Raw genomic sequence first — 19,940 nt, 5'->3', positions numbered from 1 at the left:
GTCCCGACCCCTAGGGGGCCTCCAGCCAGCCCTCGTACTCGGCGGCCAGCGCGTCCAGCGCCGCCGGGTCGAGGCGGGCGTCCGGGTCCTCGACGACCACCAGCCACTGCGCGTCCTCGGCGTCGTCCTCACCGGCCAGGGCGTCGCGCACGAGCTGCGGTTCCTCGGCCAGGCCGAAGCGGTCGGGGAGCTCCCCCGCGACCTCCTCGGCGGCGTCGCGGTCGGGGAGTACCAGTACGTGTCGTTCACTCACCCCGCCATTCTCGACCCCGTGCCGGGCGGCGGTGTCAGTGGCCCGTGGGATGCTGGATCGCGATGGCCACCAGAAAGACTTCCCCCGACGACCTCCTCGGCCCCGTGACGCTCGCCGTGGGGCAGGAGGACCTGCTCCTCGACCGCGCCGTCCAGGAGGTGGTGGCGGCCGCGCGGGCCGCCGACGCCGACACGGACGTGCGCGACCTCACCCCCGACCAGCTCCAGCCCGGTTCGCTGGCGGAGCTCACCAGTCCTTCGCTCTTCGCCGAGCGGAAGGTGCTGGTCGTGCGGAACGCGCAGGACCTCTCCGCCGACACGATCAAGGACGTCAAGGCGTACCTGGACGATCCGATCGAGGACATCTCGCTCGTCCTGCTCCACGCCGGCGGCGCCAAGGGCAAGGGGCTGCTCGACGCGGCGCGCAAGGCGGGGGCGCGGGAGGTCGCCTGCCCGAAGACGACGAAGCCGGCGGAGCGGCTGACGTTCGTCCGGCAGGAGTTCCGGAGGCTGGGCCGGTCAGCCACGCCCGAGGCCTGCCAGACGCTCGTCGACGCGATCGGCAGCGATCTGCGGGAGCTCGCGTCCGCGGTCTCGCAGCTCACGTCCGACGTCGACGGGACGATCGACGAGGCCGTCGTCGGGCGGTACTACACGGGCCGCGCCGAGGCCTCCTCCTTCAACGTCGCGGACCGCGCCGTCGAGGGGCGGGCGGCGGAGGCCCTGGAGGCCCTGCGCTGGTCGCTCTCGACCGGGGTCGCGCCCGTGCTCATCACCAGCGCGCTGGCCCAGGGGGTACGGGCGATCGGCAAGCTCTCCTCGGCGCGGGGCGGGCGGCCCGCCGACCTGGCGCGAGAGCTGGGCATGCCGCCCTGGAAGATCGACCGCGTACGGCAGCAGATGCGCGGCTGGACCCCGGACGGGGTGTCGCTGGCCCTGCGGGCGATCGCGGAGGCGGACGCCGGGGTGAAGGGCGGGGGCGACGACCCGGAGTACGCCCTGGAGAAGGCGGTGGTCGCGGTGGCGCGGGCGGCGCGGTTGCGGCGGGGCTGAGCCGGGCGGTTCGCTTCGGTGCGGGGGCGGCTCGTGGCGGGCGCCGGAGCGGTTCCCCCACCCCACCCCTTCCCGAAACCCCGCCGGGGCTGGTGGGGGGCTGAGGCCGACCCCTTCCGGGGGCTCCGCCCCCGGACCCCCGTAAACCGGGCGGGCGCTTCGCGCCGCCGGTTCCGGTAGCTGGGCGGCTGCGTCGTGCCCTTGGGCCAGGGTGGCCAGGCGGGCGCCTCGCGCCGCCGGGTCCCAGTCGTCCAAGCGGCTGTTTTGGCCGCTGGTCCCCGTTGCCCGGTGGTCACTCGTGCACCCGTGCCCCGGCTCGTGGTGGCAGGTGCGGCGAAGGCCCCGCGGCTTCCTGGGGAAGGAAGTTGCGGGGCCTTCGGCGTTACGGCTGGTGGGCTCGCGCCCGCGTGGCGAACGCGTCCGTGCGCGAGTCCGGGTGGCCGGGCGGGAGCGGGGTAGAGGGCCCGCTGAGTCCCGTACGGCCGGTCACATCAGAGCTCAGCCCTGGAGGGAGGCAACCTTGGTGGCCAGCGCCGACTTCTTGTTGGCGGCGGCGTTCTTGTGGATGACACCCTTCGAGACAGCCTTGTCGAGCTGACGCGAGGCGGCACGAGTGGCAACGGTGGCCTTCTCGAGGTCGCCGGCGGCGACAGCCTCACGGGCCTTGCGGATCGCGGTCTTGAGCGAGGACTTGACGGCCTTGTTGCGCAGGCGCGCCTTCTCGTTCGTCTTGTTCCGCTTGATCTGGGACTTGATGTTCGCCACGAAAAGAGCCTTTACAGGTTCGATGTTCCTTCTGGATGCGCCCCGCAGCTGAGAGGGCATGCGAGACACAGCTGTCCACACTATCAGCCACCCTCGCAGCCGCCCAAACCGGGCGCTGGGCGGCAGGCATGGGACCATGGTCTCTACGTATCCGTTCTGAACATCGCCCGAGACGAGATCCCTGCGTGCCCGCGACTCCTACCAACGTGCCCGAGCCGAGCCGTACCGACCCGGCTCTGATCCGCAACTTCTGCATCATCGCGCACATCGACCACGGCAAGTCCACGCTTGCCGACCGGATGCTCCAGCTGACCGGTGTGGTCGACCAGCGGCAGATGCGTGCCCAGTATCTCGACCGGATGGACATCGAGCGGGAGCGCGGCATCACGATCAAGTCCCAGGCGGTCCGGCTGCCCTGGGCGCCCACCGACGGGCAGGGTGAGGGCAGGACTCACATCCTGAACATGATCGACACCCCCGGACACGTCGACTTCACGTACGAGGTGTCCCGGTCGCTCGCCGCCTGTGAGGGCACGATCCTGCTCGTCGACGCCGCGCAGGGCATCGAGGCGCAGACGCTCGCCAACCTCTACCTGGCGATGGAGAACGACCTCACGATCGTTCCCGTCCTGAACAAGATCGACCTGCCGGCCGCCCAGCCGGAGAAGTTCTCCGAGGAGCTGGCCAACCTCATCGGCTGCCAGCCGGAGGACGTCCTCAAGGTCTCCGCGAAGACCGGCATGGGTGTCGAGGCGCTGCTCGACCGAGTGGTCCGGGACGTTCCGGCGCCCGTCGGCGTCGCCGACGCCCCCGCCCGCGCGATGATCTTCGACTCCGTGTACGACTCGTACCGGGGTGTCGTCACGTACGTCCGTGTCGTCGACGGCCAGCTCAACAAGCGCGAGCGCATCCGGATGATGTCGACCGGCGCGACGCACGAGCTGCTCGAGATCGGTGTCTCGTCGCCGGAGATGACCTCGTCCGACGGTCTCGGCGTCGGCGAGGTGGGCTACATCATCACCGGTGTGAAGGACGTCCGTCAGTCCAAGGTCGGTGACACGATCACCTCCCTGAACCAGGGCGCCACCGAGCCCCTCGGCGGCTACAAGGACCCGAAGCCGATGGTCTTCTCGGGCCTCTACCCGCTGGACGGCTCGGAGTACCCGGACCTCCGCGAGGCCCTCGACAAGCTGCAGCTCAACGACGCCGCGCTGGTCTACGAGCCGGAGACCTCCGCCGCGCTCGGCTTCGGCTTCCGCGTCGGCTTCCTCGGCCTCCTCCACCTCGACGTGATCCGTGAGCGTCTGGAGCGCGAGTTCGGGCTCGACCTGATCGCCACCGCGCCGAACGTGGTCTACCGCGTCGTGATGGAGGACGGCAGCGAGCACACCGTCACCAACCCGAGCGAGTTCCCCGAAGGCAAGATCAGCGACGTCTTCGAGCCGGTCGTGCGCGCCACGATCCTGGCCCCGAGCGAGTTCATCGGCGCGATCATGGAGCTCTGCCAGACCCGTCGCGGCACCCTGATCGGCATGGACTACCTCTCCGAGGACCGGGTCGAGATCCGCTACACCCTGCCCCTCGCCGAGATCGTCTTCGACTTCTTCGACCAGCTGAAGTCGAAGACGCGCGGTTACGCCTCCCTCGACTACGAGCCCACCGGCGAGCAGGCCTCCAGCCTGGTCAAGGTCGACATCCTGCTGCACGGCGACAAGGTGGACGCCTTCTCGGCCGTCACCCACAAGGACGCCGCGTACGCCTACGGCGTCCGGCTCGTCGCCAAGCTGCGCGAGCTCATCCCGCGGCAGGCCTTCGAGGTGCCCATCCAGGCCGCCATCGGCTCCCGGGTCATCGCCCGCGAGACCATCCGCGCCATCCGGAAGGACGTCCTCGCCAAGTGCTACGGCGGTGACATCTCCCGTAAGCGGAAGCTGCTGGAGAAGCAGAAGGAAGGCAAGAAGCGCATGAAGATGGTCGGCTCGGTGGAGGTGCCGCAGGAGGCCTTCATCGCCGTCCTGTCGAGCGACGAGTCCTCCGGCAAGGGCAAGAAGTAGCTGACTTATGCACCGAATGGGCCCACGTGCGTCGCGCACGTGGGCCTGTTCGTTATCCACAGGCCCTTACGTGGCAGCATTCCGGCCTCTACTCTGATCCCGGCTCGAAGGTTACTCGCCAGTTAGTTACGAACCACCAGAAGGCACCGCCGCCGCCCGGAGGACGTCGTGAGCGACACACAGACCCAGATCGAGAACCGGCCGCCCTCCGTGGCGACCCTCTTCCTTGAGCGCGTCGAGCGGACCCCGGACGCGGAGGCCTACCGCTACCCGGTGCCCGCCGCCTCCGGCACCGGCCCGGACGACTGGAAGTCGCTCAGCTGGGGACAGGCCGCCGAGCGGGTCTACGCGATCGCCGCCGGCCTCGTCGACCTCGGCGTCCAGGGCGAGGAGCGCGTCGCCCTCGCCTCCTCCACCCGCGTCGAGTGGATCCTCGCCGACCTCGGCGTGATGTGCGCGGGCGCCGCGACCACCACGGTCTACCCGCAGACCAACGCCGAGGAGTCGGCGTTCATCCTCTCCGACTCCGAGTCCAAGGTCCTCATCGCGGAGAACGCGGCCCAGCTGGCCAAGGCCGTCGAGCGCCGCGCCGAGCTGCCGGACCTCCACCACGTCGTCGTCATCGACGCCACGGGCGTGGAGAGCGACGGAGACTTCGTCCTCTCCCTCGACGACCTGGAGAAGCGCGGCAAGGCCTACCTGGAGGAGCACCCCGAGGCGGTCAAGGAACGGGTGGCCGCGATCACCTCCACGCAGCTCGCCACCGTCATCTACACCTCCGGCACCACCGGTCGCCCCAAGGGCGTCCGCCTCCCGCACGACAACTGGTCGTACATGGCCAAGGCCATCGCCGCCACCGGCCTCGTCACCCAGGACGACGTCCAGTACCTGTGGCTGCCGCTCGCCCACGTCTTCGGCAAGGTCCTCACCTCCGGCCAGATCGAGGTCGGTCACGTCACCGCCGTCGACGGCCGCGTCGACAAGATCATCGAGAACCTGCCGGTCGTCCAGCCGACCTACATGGCGGCCGTGCCCCGCATCTTCGAGAAGGTCTACAACGGGGTCGCCGCCAAGGCGCGCGCGGGCGGCGGCGCCAAGTACAAGATCTTCCAGTGGGCGGCCGGCATCGCCCGCGAGTACGCCAAGGCCACCCAGGACAACTTCCGCCGCACCGGCACCGCCTCCGCGCCCTTCGGCCTCTCCGCGAAGCACAAGGTCGCCGACGCCCTCGTCTACGGCAAGATCCGCGAGGCCTTCGGCGGCAACCTGCGCGCCTGCGTCTCCGGCTCCGCCGCCCTCGCCCCCGAGATCGGCTACTTCTTCGCCGGCGCGGGCATCCACATCCTGGAGGGATACGGCCTCACCGAGTCCTCCGCCGCCTCCTTCGTCAACCCGGGCGAGGCCTACCGCACCGGCACCGTCGGCAAGCCGCTCCCCGGCACCGAGGTCCGGATCGCCGACGACGGCGAGATCCTTCTGCGCGGCCCCGGCATCATGGAGGGCTACCACGGCCTGCCGGAGAAGACGGCCGAGGTCCTGGAGTCCGACGGCTGGTTCCACACCGGCGACATCGGCGAGCTGTCCGCCGACGGCTACCTCCGGATCACCGACCGCAAGAAGGACCTGATCAAGACGTCCGGCGGCAAGTACATCGCGCCGGCCGAGGTCGAGGGCCAGTTCAAGGCCGTCTGCCCGTTCGTCTCGAACATCCTCGTCCACGGCGCCGACCGGAACTTCTGCACCGCCCTCATCGCCCTCGACGAGCCCTCCCTCCTCGGCTGGGCCGCCGAGCACGGCCTCGGCGGCAAGTCGTACGCGGAGGTCGTCGCCGACCCGCGGACCGAGAAGCTCATCCAGGGCTACGTCGACCGCCTCAACGAGGGCCTCCAGCGCTGGCAGACGATCAAGAAGTTCCGTCTGCTCCCGCGCGACCTCGACATCGAGCACGGCGAGCTCACCCCGTCCCTGAAGCTGAAGCGGCCGGTCGTCGAGCGTGAGTACAAGGACCTCATCGAGGAGATGTACGCGGGCTCGCGCGAGGCCTGACCCGCGGGGCCGGGCTGTTACCCCGGGCAGTACGGGACAATGGGGCTCATGCCTTCCGTACTGCCCGATGGTGAGCCCGTTCCCGACGACGGGGCGCTGCCCCCGCACGCCCTCGAAGGGGCCGGGGAGCGGCCGCTCGGGTTCTACCTGCACGTGCCGTACTGCGCGACGCGCTGCGGCTACTGCGACTTCAACACGTACACGGCGAGCGAGCTGCGCGGTACGGGCGGTGTGCTCGCCTCCCGCGACAACTACGCCGACCAGGTCGTCGAGGAGATCCGGCTCGCCCGGAAGGTCCTCGGGGACGACCCCCGGCCCGTGCGGACCGTCTTCGTCGGCGGCGGCACGCCCACGCTCCTCGCCGCCGGGGACCTCGTGCGGATGCTGGGGGCCGTCCGGGACGAGTTCGGGCTCGCCGACGACGCCGAGGTGACGACCGAGGCCAATCCGGACTCCGTCGACCCCGCCTACCTCGCCGAGCTGCGCGCCGGCGGGTTCAACCGGATCTCCTTCGGGATGCAGAGCGCCCGGCAGCACGTCCTGAAGATCCTCGACCGGACCCATACCCCCGGGCGGCCCGAGGCGTGCGTCGGGGAGGCGCGGGCGGCCGGGTTCGAGCACGTCAACCTCGACCTCATCTACGGCACGCCCGGCGAGTCCGACGACGACTGGCGCGCCTCCCTCGAGGCCGCGATCGGCGCCGGGCCCGACCACGTCAGCGCCTACGCCCTGATCGTCGAGGAGGGCACGCAGCTCGCCCGGCGCATCCGGCGCGGTGAGGTGCCCATGACCGACGACGACGTGCACGCCGACCGCTACCTGATCGCGGAGGACGTGCTGTCCCGGGCCGGTTTCGAGTGGTACGAGGTGTCCAACTGGGCCACCTCCGAGGCCGGGCGCTGCCTCCACAACGAGCTGTACTGGCGCGGGGCCGACTGGTGGGGCGCCGGGCCGGGCGCGCACTCGCACGTCGGGGGCGTCCGCTGGTGGAACGTGAAGCATCCCGGGGCGTACGCGGCGGCGCTCGCGGAGGGCCGGTCGCCGGGCGCCGGGCGGGAGCTGCTGTCCGACGAGGACCGGCGGGTGGAGCGGATCCTGCTGGAGCTGCGGCTGCGGGAGGGCGTCGAGCTGTCGATCCTCAAGCCGGCGGGGCGGGCGGCGTCCCGCAAGGCCCTGGAGGACGGGCTGCTCGATGCCGGGTCGTACGAGGCGGGGCGGGCGGTGCTGACGCTGCGGGGGCGGCTGCTGGCGGACGCGGTGGTCCGGGACCTGGTGGACTAGGGCCTGCGCCCACACGGGCGTGGGCGCTGTCCGTCCTGTGGGCGCTACGGTGCCGTTACGAAGTCGATCAGTTCTTCGACGCGGCCCAGGAGCTCCGGCTGCAGGTCCTTGTAGGACGTCACGCGCTTGAGGATCGCCTGCCAGACCGCGCCCGTGTTGTCCGAGGGCCAGCCGAGGGCGCGGCAGACGCCCGTCTTCCAGTCCTGGCCGCGGGGGACCGCAGGCCAGGCCGGGATGCCCAGGGAGGACGGCTTCACGGCCTCCCAGACGTCGATGTACGGGTGGCCGACGACCAGGACGTGCGGCGAGGTCACCTGGGCGGCGATCCTCGACTCCTTCGAGCCCGGGACCAGGTGGTCGACGAGGACGCCGAGCCGGGCGTCCGGTCCCGGGGCGAACTCCGCGACGATCGACGGCAGGTCGTCGACACCCTCCAGGTACTCCACGACCACGCCCTCGATGCGCAGGTCGTCGCCCCAGACCCGTTCGACGAGCTCCGCGTCGTGGCGGCCTTCCACGTAGATCCGCCCCGCCCGTGCCACGCGCGCGCGTGCGCCCGGGACCGCGACGGAGCCGGAGGCCGTACGGGTGGGGCGGGACGCAGCCGACACCGGCCGCACCAGAGTGACGACCTTGCCCTCCAGGAGGAAGCCGCGCGGCTCCAGCGGGAAGACCCGGTGCTTGCCGAACCGGTCCTCCAGGGTCACCGTGCCCGCCTCGCAGCGGATCACCGCCCCGCAGAAGCCCGTCGACACCTCCTCGACCACGAGGTCGGGGTCGGCCGGGACCTCCGGTACGGGCGCGGACCGCTTCCAGGGCGGGGTCAGGTCCGGGTTGTAGCTGCGCATGGGCTCGATCCTGTCCAGGGCGCGGTCTCGGGGATGCTGCCGGGGGTCCGGGGGCCGTCCCCCGGGGGATGCGAGGGATGCAGCCGAGACGGCGTCAGGTCCGGGTGGCAGCCGCGCATTCGGGCGACGCTACGACACCCCGAAGCGGCGTGCCAGTTCATCGCGCTGTGCCCGGAGGAACGTGGCGTCCACCACAGCCCCGTGGCCCGGTACGTACGCCGCCTCCTCACCGCCCAGGGCGAGCAGCCGGTCCAGGGCGTCCGGCCAGCGGGACGGGATCGCGTCCGGGCCCGCCTGCGGCTCGCCCGACTCCTCCACCAGGTCGCCGCAGAAGACGATCTCCTGCGTTCCCGGGACGCAGAGTGCCAGGTCGTGGCCCGTGTGGCCGGGCCCGACGTTCGCCAGGAGGACCTGACGGTCGCCCAGGTCGAGCGTCCACTCGCCCGAGACCAGATGACGGGGGGCGACGAGGACGTCGGCGGCCTCTGCGGCCGCCTGCGGGTCGAGCCCTTGCCGTACCGCGTCCTCGCGCAGCTCCTCCCGGGCCCTGGCTCCGCTCAGGAGGTCGTCCGAGCCCACCGCGCCGAAGACCTCCGCGCCCGCGAAGGCCGCCGTGCCGAGCACATGGTCGAAGTGCGGGTGGCTGAGTGCGATGTGCGTCACCTTCCGGCCGCCCGTGAGCGCCGCGATCTGCGCACGCAGCTCGGCACCCTCCGTGAGCGAGGACCCCGTGTCGTACAGCAGGACCGCCCGTGTCCCCAGGATCAGCCCGACCGTGGCGTCCCAGCCGGGCAGCCGTCGCCGGCCCACCCCGTCCGCGAGCCGCTCCCATCCGTACGCTTCCCAATCCACGTCCATGGGGCGACGCTAGCCGGTGCGGGCGCCGCCTCCTTGCCAGGAGCGATGCCCGCCGCCGTACACTGGCCGGGGGATCGCTGGCACTCGGACAGGGTGAGTGCCAAAAGCGGAGCAACCGGAACGACGACGACAGCTGGAGGTGCGCACGATGCTCAGCGAACGCAGACTCGAGGTCCTGCGCGCCATCGTCCAGGACTACGTCGGGACGGAGGAGCCCGTCGGCTCCAAGGCGCTCACCGAGCGCCACAAGCTCGGCGTGTCGCCGGCCACCGTCCGCAACGACATGGCCGTGCTCGAGGAGGAGGGGTACATCGCTCAGCCTCATACGAGCGCCGGGCGCATCCCCACCGACAAGGGCTACCGGCTCTTCGTCGACCGGCTCGCCGGCGTCAAGCCGCTGTCGACGCCCGAGCGGCGGGCCATCCACAACTTCCTCGACGGAGCCGTCGACCTCGACGACGTCGTCGGGCGCACCGTACGACTGCTCGCCCAGCTGACCCGCCAGGTCGCCGTCGTCCAGTACCCCTCGCTGACCCGTTCGACCGTCCGGCACGTGGAACTGCTCTCGCTGGCCCCCGCCCGCCTGATGCTCGTCCTCATCACGGACACCGGCCGGGTCGAGCAGCGGGTCGTCGACTGCCCCGCGCCCTTCGGCGAGACCTCGCTCGCCGACCTGAGGGCCCGGCTCAACAGCCGGGTCGTCGGCCGCCGGTTCGCCGACGTGCCGCAGCTGGTGCAGGACCTCCCCGAGTCCTTCGAGGAGGTCGAGGACCGCGCCACGGTCTCGACCGTGCTCGCGACCCTCCTCGAAACCCTGGTCGAGGAGCACGAGGAGCGGCTGATGATCGGCGGCACCGCCAATCTCACCCGCTTCGGACACGACTTCCCCCTGATGATCAGGCCTGTCCTGGAAGCTCTTGAGGAGCAGGTCGTGCTCCTCAAGCTGCTGGGCGAGGCCAAGGAATCGGGCATGACCGTACGCATCGGGCACGAGAACGCCCACGAGGGGCTGAGCTCCACGTCCGTCGTCTCGGTCGGCTACGGTTCGGGCGGCGAGGCAGTCGCCAAACTCGGCGTGGTCGGACCGACCCGCATGGACTACCCCGGAACGATGGGAGCGGTACGCGCAGTGGCACGTTACGTCGGACAGATCCTGGCGGAGTCGTAAGTGGCCACGGACTACTACGCCGTACTCGGCGTGCGCCGCGACGCGTCCCAGGACGAGATCAAGAAGGCGTTCCGGAGGCTCGCGCGCGAGCTGCACCCGGACGTCAATCCCGATCCCAAGACGCAGGAACGCTTCAAGGAGATCAACGCCGCCTACGAGGTCCTCTCGGACCCGCAGAAGAAGCAGGTCTACGACCTCGGTGGCGACCCGCTCTCGGCCTCCGGTGGCGGTGGCGCGGGCGGCGGCTTCGGAGCCGGCGGCTTCGGCAACTTCTCCGACATCATGGACGCCTTCTTCGGCACGGCCTCGCAGCGCGGCCCGCGCTCGCGCACCCGCCGCGGCCAGGACGCCATGATCCGCCTGGAGATCGACCTCAACGAGGCGGCCTTCGGCACCACCAAGGACATCCAGGTCGACACGGCGGTCGTCTGCACCACCTGTTCGGGTGAGGGCGCCGCGCCCGGCACCTCCGCGCAGACCTGTGACATGTGCCGCGGCCGCGGTGAGGTCTCCCAGGTCACCCGGTCCTTCCTCGGCCAGGTCATGACCTCCCGCCCCTGCCCGCAGTGCCAGGGCTTCGGCACCGTCGTCCCGACGCCGTGCCCCGAGTGCGCCGGCGACGGCCGCGTGCGGTCCCGCCGCACGCTCACGGTCAAGATCCCGGCCGGTGTCGACAACGGCACCCGCATCCAGCTCGCGGGCGAGGGCGAGGTCGGCCCCGGCGGCGGCCCCGCCGGCGATCTGTACGTCGAGATCCACGAGACCCCGCACGAGGTCTTCCAGCGGCGCGGCGACGACCTGCACTGCACGGTCACCATCCCGATGACGGCGGGCGCGCTCGGCACCAAGGTGCCGCTGCAGACGCTCGACGGCGTCGAGGAGATCGACATCCGCCCGGGCACGCAGTCCGGCCAGTCGATCCCGCTGCACGGGCGCGGCGTCACGCACCTGCGGGGCAACGGCCGGGGCGACCTGATCGTGCACGTCGAGGTGACGACCCCGAGCAAGCTCGACGCGGAGCAGGAGCGGCTCCTGCGCGAACTGGCCACGCTGCGTGGCGAGGAACGGCCCACGGGGCAGTTCCAGCCGGGACAGCAGGGTCTGTTCTCGCGCTTGAAGGACGCCTTCAACGGGCGGTAGGCCTGTGTGTGGAAAGGGGCGGTATCCATTCATGGATACCGCCCCTTTCCATGTCCCTCCCCGCGGCATGGCACGATGCCCATATGTCCCCCACCGCACTGAACGATCTCTCTCGGTTTCCGATCGTGCAGGCCCCCATGGCCGGTGGCGCCTCCGGTCCCGAGCTCGTCGGGGCCGTCTGCGAGGCCGGGGCCCTCGGCTTCCTCGCCGGCGGGTACAAGACGGCCGGAGGCCTGTACCAGGAGATCAAGCGGGTCCGCACCCTCACCGCGCGCCCCTTCGGTGTCAACCTCTTCATGCCGCAGGACGGCCGGCCCGCCGACCCCGCCGCCGTCGAGGTCTACCGGCACCAGCTCGCGGGCGAGGCCACCTGGTACGAGACCCCGCTCGGCGAGACCGACGACTCCCGCGACGACGCCTACGACGCCAAGCTGGCCATCCTCCTGGAGGACCCGGTCCCCGTCGTCTCCTTCACCTTCGGCTGCCCCGCGAAGGCGACGTTCCACGCCTTCGACCGCGTCGGTACGTACACGATCGTCACCGTCACCTCCGCCGACGAGGCCCTCGCCGCCGAGCGGGCCGGTGCCGACGCCGTCTGCGTCCAGGGCGTCGAGGCCGGCGGCCACCAGGGCACGTACCGCGACGACCCGGCCGACGAAGGCGCCCCCGGCACCGGGCTCCTCACGCTCGTCGCCCAGGTCCGCGAGGCCGTCGCGCTGCCGATCGTCGCCGCCGGAGGGATCATGCGCGGCGCGCAGATCGCCGCCGTCCTCGCCGCCGGGGCCGACGCCGCCCAGCTCGGCACCGCCTTCCTCCCCTGCCCCGAGTCGGGCGCCCACCCGCTGCACAAGCAGGCCCTGACGGACCCGCTGTTCACCCGGACCGCCCTCACCCGGGCCTTCTCCGGGCGACCGGCGCGCGGCCTCGTCAACCGCTTCATGCGCGAGCACGGGCCGTACGCCCCCGCCGCCTACCCCGAGATCCACCACCTCACCGCCCCGCTCCGCAAGGCCGCCGCCACCTCCGGCGACGCCCAGGGCATGGCCCTGTGGGCCGGCCAGGGCCACCGCCTCGCCCGCGAACTCCCTGCCGGGCAGCTGGTCGAGGTGCTGGCCGCCGAACTCGACACCGCTCTCTCCGAGCTCGCTCACAGGAGTGCCTCATGACCGCACCCGTCTTCGTCGTCGACACCGTCCCCGGTGCCGGGAGTTTCCTCCTGGACGGGCCCGAGGGGCGGCACGCCGTCTCCGTGAAGCGGCTGCGCGCGGGGGAGGAGCTGGTCCTCGCCGACGGGCGGGGCCGCTGGGCCGAGTGCGTGGTGGTCTCCGCCGAGGGCAGGGACGAGCTCACCGTGCGGGTCGACGAGGTCCACGAGGACCCCGAGGAGGAGCCGCGCATCACGGTCGTCCAGGCCCTCCCCAAGGGCGACCGGGGCGAACTCGCCGTCGAGACCATGACGGAGACCGGCGTGGACGCGATCGTGCCCTGGGCCGCCTCCCGCTGCATCACCCAGTGGAAGGGCGACCGGGGCCTCAAGGCGCTCGCCAAGTGGCGGTCCACCGCGCGCGAGGCCGGCAAGCAGTCGCGCCGCACCCGCTTCCCCGAGGTCGCCGACCTGATGACGACCAAGCAGCTCGCCGCCCTCCTCGCGGACGCCGACTTCGCCGCCGTCCTGCACGAGGACCGCGAGCACCCCAGCGGGACGCTCGCCACCGCCGAACTCCCGGCGAAGGGCTCGATCGTGCTGATCGTCGGCCCCGAGGGCGGGGTCTCCCCGGACGAGCTCGCCGCCTTCGAGGCCGCCGGGGCGAAGCCGTACCGCCTCGGCCGCAGCGTCCTGCGCACGTCGACGGCGGGCACGGCGGCGACGGCCCTCGTCCTGGGGCGCACCGGCCGCTGGAGCTAGTCCGTGTCGGTGAGGGTGTCGTAGAGCGGCCAGGCGTCCTCCTCGCGGACGCCGTGGAGGGTGGGGAGGAGGCCGCGGGCCGCGGCCTCCTCAAGGAAGCGGCGCACGACCCCGGGCTGGTTCAGGTTCAGGATGTCGCCGCCGGCCGAGGCCACGTCGCCCAGGCCGAAGGGGTACCCGGCCACGATGCGGCCCGGTCCGTCCCGGAAGACGAGACGCAGCTGCGCGTGGCGGTGCTCGGCGCGGCGCAGCGAGAGCACCGTCCGGCAGTCGGGGTGCCGGTGCCGGACGTTCCACAGCCACACGGTGCCGTCCACGGTCAGTCTGCGCGGCGCGCCTTCCCGTCTCATGCCGCGCACCCTACGCCCCGCGCCCTGCCGCACCCGGTGGACAGCGGCCCCCCGATGCTCCTTAGGCTGACCCGCATGGCCGACGACTCCCCCCTCATCCGCAGTCTGCGCGCCGCCGTGGCCGCCGCCCCCGGTGACGTGCCGCTGCGCCTCCACTTCGCCGAACTCCTCCTCTCCGAGGGGCGGAACGACGAGGCCGTCGCGGAGGCGGCCGTCGCCCTCCAGCACGCGCCCGGCGACGCGGACGCACGTGCGCTGATGGTGCGGGCGATGGGGATGGCTCCGGTGGAGCCCAGGAAGCCCCAGCCTTCCGTCGAGCCCCGGCAGCCCGAGCCTTCCGTCGAGCCCCGGAAGCCCGAGCCCTCGCCCGAGCCTTCGACCGAACCTTCGCCCGCGCCCGTGGAGCCCCCCTCCTTCGACTGGGACGCAGCCGAGCAGCAGGTGCGGGACCTCGTCGGGCCCCGGTTCCTCGACGACCCGCAGGCCGAGGGGGCCGACGGGACCGCCGGGGACGCCGCCGCCTGGGACGTCGACGCCCCCGGAGCCGTACGCCTCGCCGACGTCGGCGGCATGGAGGAGGTCAAGGAGCGCCTGGAGGCCGCCTTCCTCGCGCCCATGCGCAACCCCGAACTGCGCAGGCTGTACGGCAAGTCGCTGCGCGGCGGCCTGCTCCTGTACGGCCCTCCCGGCTGCGGCAAGACGTTCATCGCGCGGGCCGTCGCGGGCGAGCTCGGCGCCAACTTCCTCACCGTCTCGCTCTCCGACGTCCTCGACATGTGGATCGGGGCCTCCGAGAAGAACGTCCACGACATCTTCGAGACCGCCCGCCGCCAGGCGCCCTGCGTCGTCTTCCTCGACGAGCTGGACGCCCTCGGCGCCAAGCGCTCGCGCACCCACCACAGCGGCCTGCGCAACGTCGTCAACCAGCTCCTCACCGAGCTCGACGGCATCGCGAGCGGCGCCGGCAACGAGGGCGTGTTCGTGCTCGCCGCGACCAACGTGCCCTGGGACGTGGACATCGCGCTGCGCCGCCCGGGCCGTCTCGACCGCACGCTGCTCGTGCTGCCGCCGGACGCGGCCGCCCGCGAGGCGATCCTCCGTTACCACCTGAGGGAGCGGCCCATCGAGGCCGTCGACCTCGGCAAGCTCGTCAAGGCCACCGAGGACTTCTCCGGCGCGGACCTGGCCCACGTCTGCGAGTCGGCCGCGGAGGCCGCGCTCCTCGACTCCGCCCGTACCGGCTCCGTGCGCCTGATCACCACCAAGGACCTGCTCGGCGCCGCCCGGCAGATCAAGCCGTCGACGGAGCCGTGGTTCGCCGCGGCGCGGAACGTCGCCATGTTCGCCAACGAGGGCGGCCTGTACGACGACCTCCTCGCCCACCTGAAGCGGAAGCGCAAGCTGTGACCGCGTCCACCGCGCTCGCGCGCGCCGAGGCGCTGTACGAGACCGGGCGGTACGCGCAGGCCGGTGAACTCGTCGCCCGGCACCTGGCGACCGAGCCGGAGGACGCCGAGGCGCTCGTCCTGCTCGCCCGCTGCCACCACCGGGCCGGCGACCGGGCCGCCGCCCTCGCCGCCGTCGACCAGGCCCTCGGGGCCCATCCCGATCTGCTCGGGGCCTGGCTGATGCGGGTCCACATCCTCCTCGCCGACCGGCGGTTCCTGGAGGCCGAGGCCGCCGCGCGGCACTCGGTGGAGCTCGCCCCGAACTACTGGGGCAGCCACTACGCGCTCGGCACCGCCCTCGCCGAGCACGCCGAGTACGCGCGCACGCCCGCGCGTACCGTCGAGGCGTACGAGATCGCGCGGACCGCCGTCAGCCTCGCCCCCGAGGAGGACGCCGCCCACTTCCTGGTCGGCCTCACCGCCCAGCGGCGCGGCGACCACGCCACCGCCCAGCGCGCGTACGAGACGACCCTGCGCCTCAACCCGCAGAGCAGCGAGGCCCACAACAACCTCTCGCTGCTGCGGCTGCGGCGCCGCTGGTTCCGGCGCGGTGCCTGGACGCAGGCCGCCGAGGGCTTCGTCGCCTCAGCCGCGCTCGACCTCCAGGACCGCAAGGCCCGCTACAACCTGGAGGCCATGGCCTGGAACACCGCCGCGGGGGCCCGCTGGGTCGCCCTCCTCGGCTTCGTGGCCTCCGCCGTCGCCCGCATCGCGGTCCCCGGCCGCGCGACCTGGGCGGACGCGGCCGTCCCGCTCCTGGTCGGCGCGGCCGTGGTCCTCGGCGCCTGGACCGGGTGGGGGGTGTGGATGGCCCGCAGGGTGCCGCCCCGGCTGCGCCGGCCCCTGCTCCTCGTGGCCCGGAACTGCCGGCCCGTGCTGTTCATGGCCGGGGCCGTCGGGCTCCTCGGCCTCTACTCGCTCGCCTCGCTGGCCCTGTGGTCCTTCGACTCGGGCACGGTGAGCGGCCTGGGGACGCCCCTGTTCTGGGGTGTGATCATCACGTACTGGGTGAGTCGCTCGGCGCTGAACCGTCGCATTCCGAAGGACTGATCCGTCCGCTCGCTGTCCGAGGCGGCGGATAGCATGGCCGGGTAGTTGATCGTCAAGGCACGGCCAGTACATGGTCAGTGATCGTCATCAGACCGAGGAGGACCGGGACATGGCCGGAGAGCCGCAGAGCGACTGCCTGTTCTGCAAGATCGCGGAGGGGGAGGTGCCGGCGACGATCGTGCGCGAGACGGAGACCACCGTCGCGTTCCGCGACATCAACCCGCAGGCGCCCACGCACATCCTCGTCATCCCGCGCGTCCACTACCCCGACGCCGCGTCGCTGGCCGCCGCCGCGCCGACCGTCGCCGCCGACATACTGCGCGAGGCGGGCGAGGTCGCCGAGCAGGAGAAGATCGACGGCAGCGGCTTCCGGATCGTCTTCAACACCGGTGCGGGCGCCGGCCAGACCGTCTTCCACGCGCACGCGCACGTGCTCGGCGGCCGCGGCCTCAACTGGCCCCCCGGATAAGACGTGTCCGTACGCGAACTGGTCGTCCTCGGGACCGCCAGCCAGGTCCCGACCCGGCACCGCAACCACAACGGCTACGTGCTGCGCTGGGACGGCCGGGGCATCCTCTTCGACCCCGGCGAGGGCACCCAGCGGCAGATGCTGCGGGCCGGGGTCGCCGCCCACGACCTCGACCGGATCTGCGTCACGCACTTCCACGGCGACCACTCGCTCGGCCTGGCCGGGGTGATCCAGCGGATCAACCTCGACCAGGTCCCGCACCCGGTCACCGCCCACTACCCGGCGAGCGGACAGCACTTCTTCGAGCGGCTGCGGTACGCCACGGCCTACCGCGAGACCGTGCGGCTCACGGAGGCCCCCGTGGCCGCCGACGGGCCGCTCGCCGTCACGGAGTCCTTCACCCTGGACGCCCGGCGGCTCTCCCACCCCGTCGAGTCCTACGGCTACCGGATCACCGAGCCCGACGGGCGCCGGCTCCTGCCCGAGAAGCTCGCCGCGCACGGCATCAAGGGCCCCGACGTCGGCCGGATCCAGCGCGACGGCAGTCTGAACGGCGTCCCGCTCGACGAGGTCAGCGAGGTCCGGCGCGGGCAGCGCTTCGCCTTCGTCATGGACACCCGGCTCTGCGACGGGGTGAACGCGCTCGCCGAAGGCGCCGACATGCTCGTCATCGAGTCGACCTTCCTCGACGAGGACGTCCGGCTCGCCGCCGACCACGGTCATCTGACGGCCGGACAGGCCGCCGCCGTCGCGCGCGACGCGGGCGTCCGGCACCTCGTCCTGACCCACTTCTCGCAGCGCTACTCCGACCCCGCCGTCTTCGAACAGCAGGCGCGGGCGGCGGGGTTCGACGGCGAGCTGAGCATCGCCAAGGACCTCATGAGGGTCCCCGTACCGAAACGAACGTGAACATGCCCCTCCCCTCCGCCCTCCCCAAGGCAGAACTGCACCTCCACATCGAAGGCACCCTCGAACCCGAGCTCGCCTTCGCGCTCGCGGCCCGCAACGGCATCACCCTGCCGTACGCGGATACCGATGCCCTCCGCGAGGCCTACCGCTTCAGCGACCTCCAGTCCTTCCTGGACCTCTACTACGGCCTGATGGCCGTCCTGCGCACCGCCGAGGACTTCACCGAACTCGCCGACGCGTACCTGGAGCGGGCCGCGGCCCAGGGCGTCCGGCACGCCGAGATCTTCTTCGACCCGCAGGCGCACACCGCCCGCGGTGTCCCGATCGGCACCGTCATCGAGGGCCTCGGGGCCTCCCTCGACCGCGCCGAGGAGCGGTACGGGATCTCCACCCGGCTCATCCTGTGCTTCCTGCGCGACGAGTCGGCCGAGTCGGCGCTCGCGACCCTTGATGCCGCGAAGCCGTACCTGCACCGGATCACCGGCGTCGGCCTGGACTCGGCGGAGGTCGGCCACCCGCCGGCCAAGTTCCGCGAGGTGTACGAGGAGGCCGCCCGGCTCGGCCTGCGCCGCGTCGCCCACGCGGGCGAGGAGGGCCCCGCCGCCTACGTCCGCGAAGCCCTGGACGTCCTCGGCGTGGAGCGCGTCGACCACGGCCTGCGCTGCATGGAGGACCCGGAGCTCGTCGACCGGCTGGCCCGCGAGCGGATCCCGCTGACGGTGTGCCCCTTCTCGAACGTCCGGCTCCGCGTCATCGACACCCTCGCCGACCATCCGCTCCGCGCGATGATGACGGCGGGTCTCCTCGTGACCGTGAACTCCGACGACCCGGCGTACTTCGGGGGATACGTGGGGGACAACGTCGACGGGGTGCGGGACGCCCTCGACCTCTCGGAGGACCAGCTCCGCGAGCTGGCGCGGAACTCGTTCCTGGCCTCGTTCCTGGAGGACGACGAGCCGCGCAGGGCGCGCTACCTCGACGAGGTGGAGTCGTACGTGTTCGGTGCGTGATCCGGGTCACGGCAGGTTTCAGTCGCGGGTTCGGGGGTAGGAGTCGCGCCTTCCTGTGCGTCCCACCCGTCACCCCACCCCCATCGGGCACACTGATCTGATCCGCACCGCGACCGGGGAGTCTGCCGTGACCACAGCAAGGGGAGAGCAGCCGCAACACGACGCCGGGGTCGACCCGTTGGTGTGCCTGCGCGAGCCCACCGATCCGGCCTGCGACGTCTTCCTGACCGGCACCGTGTTCCTCGACATCATCTTCACCGGCCTCGACTCCGCTCCCGTGCGCGGCACCGAGTCCTGGGCCCGGGGGATGGGGTCGAGCCCCGGCGGCGTCGCCAACATGGCCACCGCCCTCGCCCGGCTCGGGCTCCGGACCTCGCTCGCCGCCGCGTTCGGCGACGACCACTACGGCGAGTACTGCTGGGACGCCCTGGAGCAGGGCGAGGGGATCGACCTCTCGCTGTCGCGGACCGTGCCCGGCTGGCACTCGCCCGTCACCGTCTCCATGGCCTACGAGGGCGAGCGCACGATGGTCTCCCACGGCCACGAGGCCCCGCCGCTCGACGGCGCCCTGCCCGCCTATCCGCCGCACGCGCGCGCGGCCGTCGCCTCCCTCGTCCCGGGCCGCTCCGAGGACTGGGTCGCCCAGGCCGCGCGCGGCGGCGCCAAGGTCTTCGCCGACGTCGGCTGGGACGACACCGGTCGCTGGGACCTCGCCGGGCTCACCGACCTCCAGCACTGCGAGGCCTTCCTGCCCAACGCCGCCGAGGCGATGCGCTACACCCGCACCGACTGCCCCCGGGCCGCCGCCCGCGCCCTCGCCGACAAGGTCCGCTACGCCGTCGTCACCCTCGGTTCCGAGGGCGCCTACGCCGTCGACGGCGGCACCGGCGAGACCGCCGAAGTGCCCGCGATCCAGGTCTCCGCGCTCGACCCGACCGGCGCCGGAGACGTCTTCGTCGCCGGTTTCGTCACCGGCACCCTCGCCGACTGGCCGCTCGCCGACCGGCTCGCCTTCGCCGGCCTGACCGCCGCCCTGTCGGTGCAGGAGTTCGGCGGCTCGCTGTCCGCCCCCACCTGGCACGAGATCGCCGCCTGGTGGCAGCACGTCCAGGGGCACGCCCGGCAGGACCCCGAGGCGCTGCGCGGCCGCTACGCCTTCCTGGAACGGCTCCTGCCCGCCCCCGCCCGCCCGTGGCCGCTGCGCAGGGCGGTGCCGACCATCGGGTTCCGGGCCGCCCATCCGTAAACCCCTACGGTCTTGTCGGCGGCTGGTCGTAGGCTTGGTAGCCGAGAGGTTGTCGAGCAGCGAGAACCCTGCAACGGGAGGTATGTG

Annotated in this window: 19 protein-coding genes; 14 read left to right on the top strand and 5 right to left on the bottom strand. The window is 72.2% G+C overall.

Going from position 1 to position 19,940, the window contains the following annotated elements; genetic code table 11:
- Nucleotides 1-10: 10 nt before the first annotated feature.
- Nucleotides 11-253 (bottom strand): hypothetical protein, encoded by a 243-nt coding sequence (locus ACZ7HT_RS01815; protein WP_086828707.1) that lies wholly within the window; start codon nt 251-253, stop codon nt 11-13.
- 62 nt (nt 254-315) lie between these two features.
- Between ACZ7HT_RS01815 and holA the strand changes: the two genes are divergently transcribed.
- Nucleotides 316-1,305, top strand: coding sequence for a DNA polymerase III subunit delta (gene holA, locus ACZ7HT_RS01810; RefSeq protein WP_471158671.1), 990 nt, complete (start codon nt 316-318; stop codon nt 1,303-1,305).
- Between the two features lie 498 nt (nt 1,306-1,803).
- Here the strand turns inward: holA and rpsT are convergent, their stop codons facing one another.
- Nucleotides 1,804-2,070 carry a 30S ribosomal protein S20 gene (rpsT, locus tag ACZ7HT_RS01805; protein ID WP_188270270.1) on the bottom strand — a complete coding sequence of 89 codons (267 nt, stop codon included), beginning with the start codon at nt 2,068-2,070 and terminating at the stop codon, nt 1,804-1,806.
- A 185-nt stretch (nt 2,071-2,255) separates the two neighbouring features.
- On the opposite strand from rpsT, the gene lepA reads away from it, so the two are divergent.
- The 3 genes from lepA to hemW all read left to right on the top strand — a co-directional run bounded on the left by lepA (nt 2,256) and on the right by hemW (nt 7,451).
- Nucleotides 2,256-4,124: a translation elongation factor 4 gene (lepA, locus tag ACZ7HT_RS01800; RefSeq protein ID WP_471158669.1), complete on the top strand. Its 1,869-nt coding sequence runs from the start codon at nt 2,256-2,258 to the stop codon at nt 4,122-4,124.
- A 168-nt stretch (nt 4,125-4,292) separates the two neighbouring features.
- Nucleotides 4,293-6,170 (top strand): AMP-dependent synthetase/ligase, encoded by a 1,878-nt coding sequence (locus ACZ7HT_RS01795; protein ID WP_471158667.1) that lies wholly within the window; start codon nt 4,293-4,295, stop codon nt 6,168-6,170.
- Nucleotides 6,171-6,218: 48 nt separating this feature from the next.
- Entirely contained in the window at nt 6,219-7,451 is a 1,233-nt protein-coding gene (gene hemW, locus ACZ7HT_RS01790) for a radical SAM family heme chaperone HemW (protein WP_471158665.1), read from the top strand.
- 44 nt (nt 7,452-7,495) lie between these two features.
- On the opposite strand, the gene ACZ7HT_RS01785 is transcribed toward hemW, so the two are convergent.
- Together ACZ7HT_RS01785 and ACZ7HT_RS01780 are read right to left on the bottom strand one after the other, a co-directional pair.
- Nucleotides 7,496-8,299, bottom strand: coding sequence for a DUF3097 domain-containing protein (locus ACZ7HT_RS01785; RefSeq protein WP_471158664.1), 804 nt, complete (start codon nt 8,297-8,299; stop codon nt 7,496-7,498).
- Nucleotides 8,300-8,428: 129 nt separating this feature from the next.
- Nucleotides 8,429-9,157, bottom strand: coding sequence for an MBL fold metallo-hydrolase (locus ACZ7HT_RS01780; RefSeq protein ID WP_471158662.1), 729 nt, complete (start codon nt 9,155-9,157; stop codon nt 8,429-8,431).
- A gap of 148 nt (nt 9,158-9,305) precedes the next feature.
- On the opposite strand from ACZ7HT_RS01780, the gene hrcA reads away from it, so the two are divergent.
- The 4 genes from hrcA to ACZ7HT_RS01760 all read left to right on the top strand — a co-directional run bounded on the left by hrcA (nt 9,306) and on the right by ACZ7HT_RS01760 (nt 13,371).
- Nucleotides 9,306-10,325, top strand: coding sequence for a heat-inducible transcriptional repressor HrcA (gene hrcA, locus ACZ7HT_RS01775; protein WP_116161056.1), 1,020 nt, complete (start codon nt 9,306-9,308; stop codon nt 10,323-10,325).
- Nucleotides 10,326-11,465, top strand: a complete 1,140-nt coding sequence (gene dnaJ / locus ACZ7HT_RS01770) for a molecular chaperone DnaJ (RefSeq protein WP_471158660.1) — start codon at nt 10,326-10,328, stop codon at nt 11,463-11,465.
- An 83-nt stretch (nt 11,466-11,548) separates the two neighbouring features.
- A complete protein-coding gene (locus ACZ7HT_RS01765) occupies nt 11,549-12,631 on the top strand; it encodes a nitronate monooxygenase (RefSeq protein WP_471158658.1) in 1,083 nt (360 codons plus the stop codon).
- Nucleotides 12,628-13,371: a 16S rRNA (uracil(1498)-N(3))-methyltransferase gene (locus ACZ7HT_RS01760; protein ID WP_471158656.1), complete on the top strand. Its 744-nt coding sequence runs from the start codon at nt 12,628-12,630 to the stop codon at nt 13,369-13,371. Before ACZ7HT_RS01765 ends, ACZ7HT_RS01760 begins: the two co-directional genes overlap by 4 nt.
- On the opposite strand, the gene ACZ7HT_RS01755 is transcribed toward ACZ7HT_RS01760, so the two are convergent.
- A complete protein-coding gene (locus ACZ7HT_RS01755) occupies nt 13,368-13,721 on the bottom strand; it encodes a hypothetical protein (protein WP_471158654.1) in 354 nt (117 codons plus the stop codon). The two genes, ACZ7HT_RS01760 and ACZ7HT_RS01755, sit on opposite strands and share 4 nt — an antisense overlap.
- Nucleotides 13,722-13,796: 75 nt before the next feature.
- Between ACZ7HT_RS01755 and ACZ7HT_RS01750 the strand changes: the two genes are divergently transcribed.
- The 6 genes from ACZ7HT_RS01750 (at nt 13,797) to ACZ7HT_RS01725 (ending at nt 19,853) form a co-directional block, all read left to right on the top strand.
- The gene (locus ACZ7HT_RS01750) at nt 13,797-15,128 is read left to right on the top strand and encodes an ATP-binding protein (protein ID WP_471158652.1); all 1,332 of its coding nucleotides are present in this window, start codon (nt 13,797-13,799) and stop codon (nt 15,126-15,128) included.
- Nucleotides 15,125-16,219 carry a tetratricopeptide repeat protein gene (locus ACZ7HT_RS01745; protein WP_471158650.1) on the top strand — a complete coding sequence of 365 codons (1,095 nt, stop codon included), beginning with the start codon at nt 15,125-15,127 and terminating at the stop codon, nt 16,217-16,219. The genes ACZ7HT_RS01750 and ACZ7HT_RS01745 overlap by 4 nt, the downstream gene beginning before the upstream one ends.
- A gap of 109 nt (nt 16,220-16,328) precedes the next feature.
- Nucleotides 16,329-16,688 (top strand): histidine triad nucleotide-binding protein, encoded by a 360-nt coding sequence (locus ACZ7HT_RS01740; RefSeq protein WP_471158648.1) that lies wholly within the window; start codon nt 16,329-16,331, stop codon nt 16,686-16,688.
- A gap of 3 nt (nt 16,689-16,691) precedes the next feature.
- On the top strand, nt 16,692-17,597 hold the full coding sequence (locus tag ACZ7HT_RS01735; protein ID WP_471158646.1) for a ribonuclease Z: 906 nt from the start codon (nt 16,692-16,694) through the stop codon (nt 17,595-17,597).
- 2 nt (nt 17,598-17,599) lie between these two features.
- Nucleotides 17,600-18,607 carry an adenosine deaminase gene (locus tag ACZ7HT_RS01730; protein ID WP_471159032.1) on the top strand — a complete coding sequence of 336 codons (1,008 nt, stop codon included), beginning with the start codon at nt 17,600-17,602 and terminating at the stop codon, nt 18,605-18,607.
- Between the two features lie 127 nt (nt 18,608-18,734).
- Nucleotides 18,735-19,853 carry a carbohydrate kinase family protein gene (locus ACZ7HT_RS01725; protein ID WP_471158645.1) on the top strand — a complete coding sequence of 373 codons (1,119 nt, stop codon included), beginning with the start codon at nt 18,735-18,737 and terminating at the stop codon, nt 19,851-19,853.
- Nucleotides 19,854-19,940 lie beyond the last annotated feature (87 nt).

Source organism: Streptomyces sp. NPDC037410, from assembly GCF_055602235.1.
This window is presented reverse-complemented; position numbering and strand designations above follow the sequence as displayed.

Bases quoted from the DNA above. Each gene is read 5' to 3' on its own strand.
- ACZ7HT_RS01760 (WP_471158656.1), top strand. From the start codon at position 12,628: ATGACCGCACCCGTCTTCGTCGTCGACACCGTCCCCGGTGCCGGGAGT.
- ACZ7HT_RS01730 (WP_471159032.1), top strand. From the start codon at position 17,600: ATGCCCCTCCCCTCCGCCCTCCCCAAGGCAGAACTGCACCTCCACATC.
- ACZ7HT_RS01740 (WP_471158648.1), top strand. From the start codon at position 16,329: ATGGCCGGAGAGCCGCAGAGCGACTGCCTGTTCTGCAAGATCGCGGAG.
- ACZ7HT_RS01750 (WP_471158652.1), top strand. From the start codon at position 13,797: ATGGCCGACGACTCCCCCCTCATCCGCAGTCTGCGCGCCGCCGTGGCC.
- hrcA (WP_116161056.1), top strand. From the start codon at position 9,306: ATGCTCAGCGAACGCAGACTCGAGGTCCTGCGCGCCATCGTCCAGGAC.
- ACZ7HT_RS01765 (WP_471158658.1), top strand. From the start codon at position 11,549: ATGTCCCCCACCGCACTGAACGATCTCTCTCGGTTTCCGATCGTGCAG.
- ACZ7HT_RS01755 (WP_471158654.1), bottom strand. From the start codon at position 13,721: ATGAGACGGGAAGGCGCGCCGCGCAGACTGACCGTGGACGGCACCGTG.
- ACZ7HT_RS01785 (WP_471158664.1), bottom strand. From the start codon at position 8,299: ATGCGCAGCTACAACCCGGACCTGACCCCGCCCTGGAAGCGGTCCGCG.
- ACZ7HT_RS01780 (WP_471158662.1), bottom strand. From the start codon at position 9,157: ATGGACGTGGATTGGGAAGCGTACGGATGGGAGCGGCTCGCGGACGGG.
- hemW (WP_471158665.1), top strand. From the start codon at position 6,219: ATGCCTTCCGTACTGCCCGATGGTGAGCCCGTTCCCGACGACGGGGCG.
- holA (WP_471158671.1), top strand. From the start codon at position 316: ATGGCCACCAGAAAGACTTCCCCCGACGACCTCCTCGGCCCCGTGACG.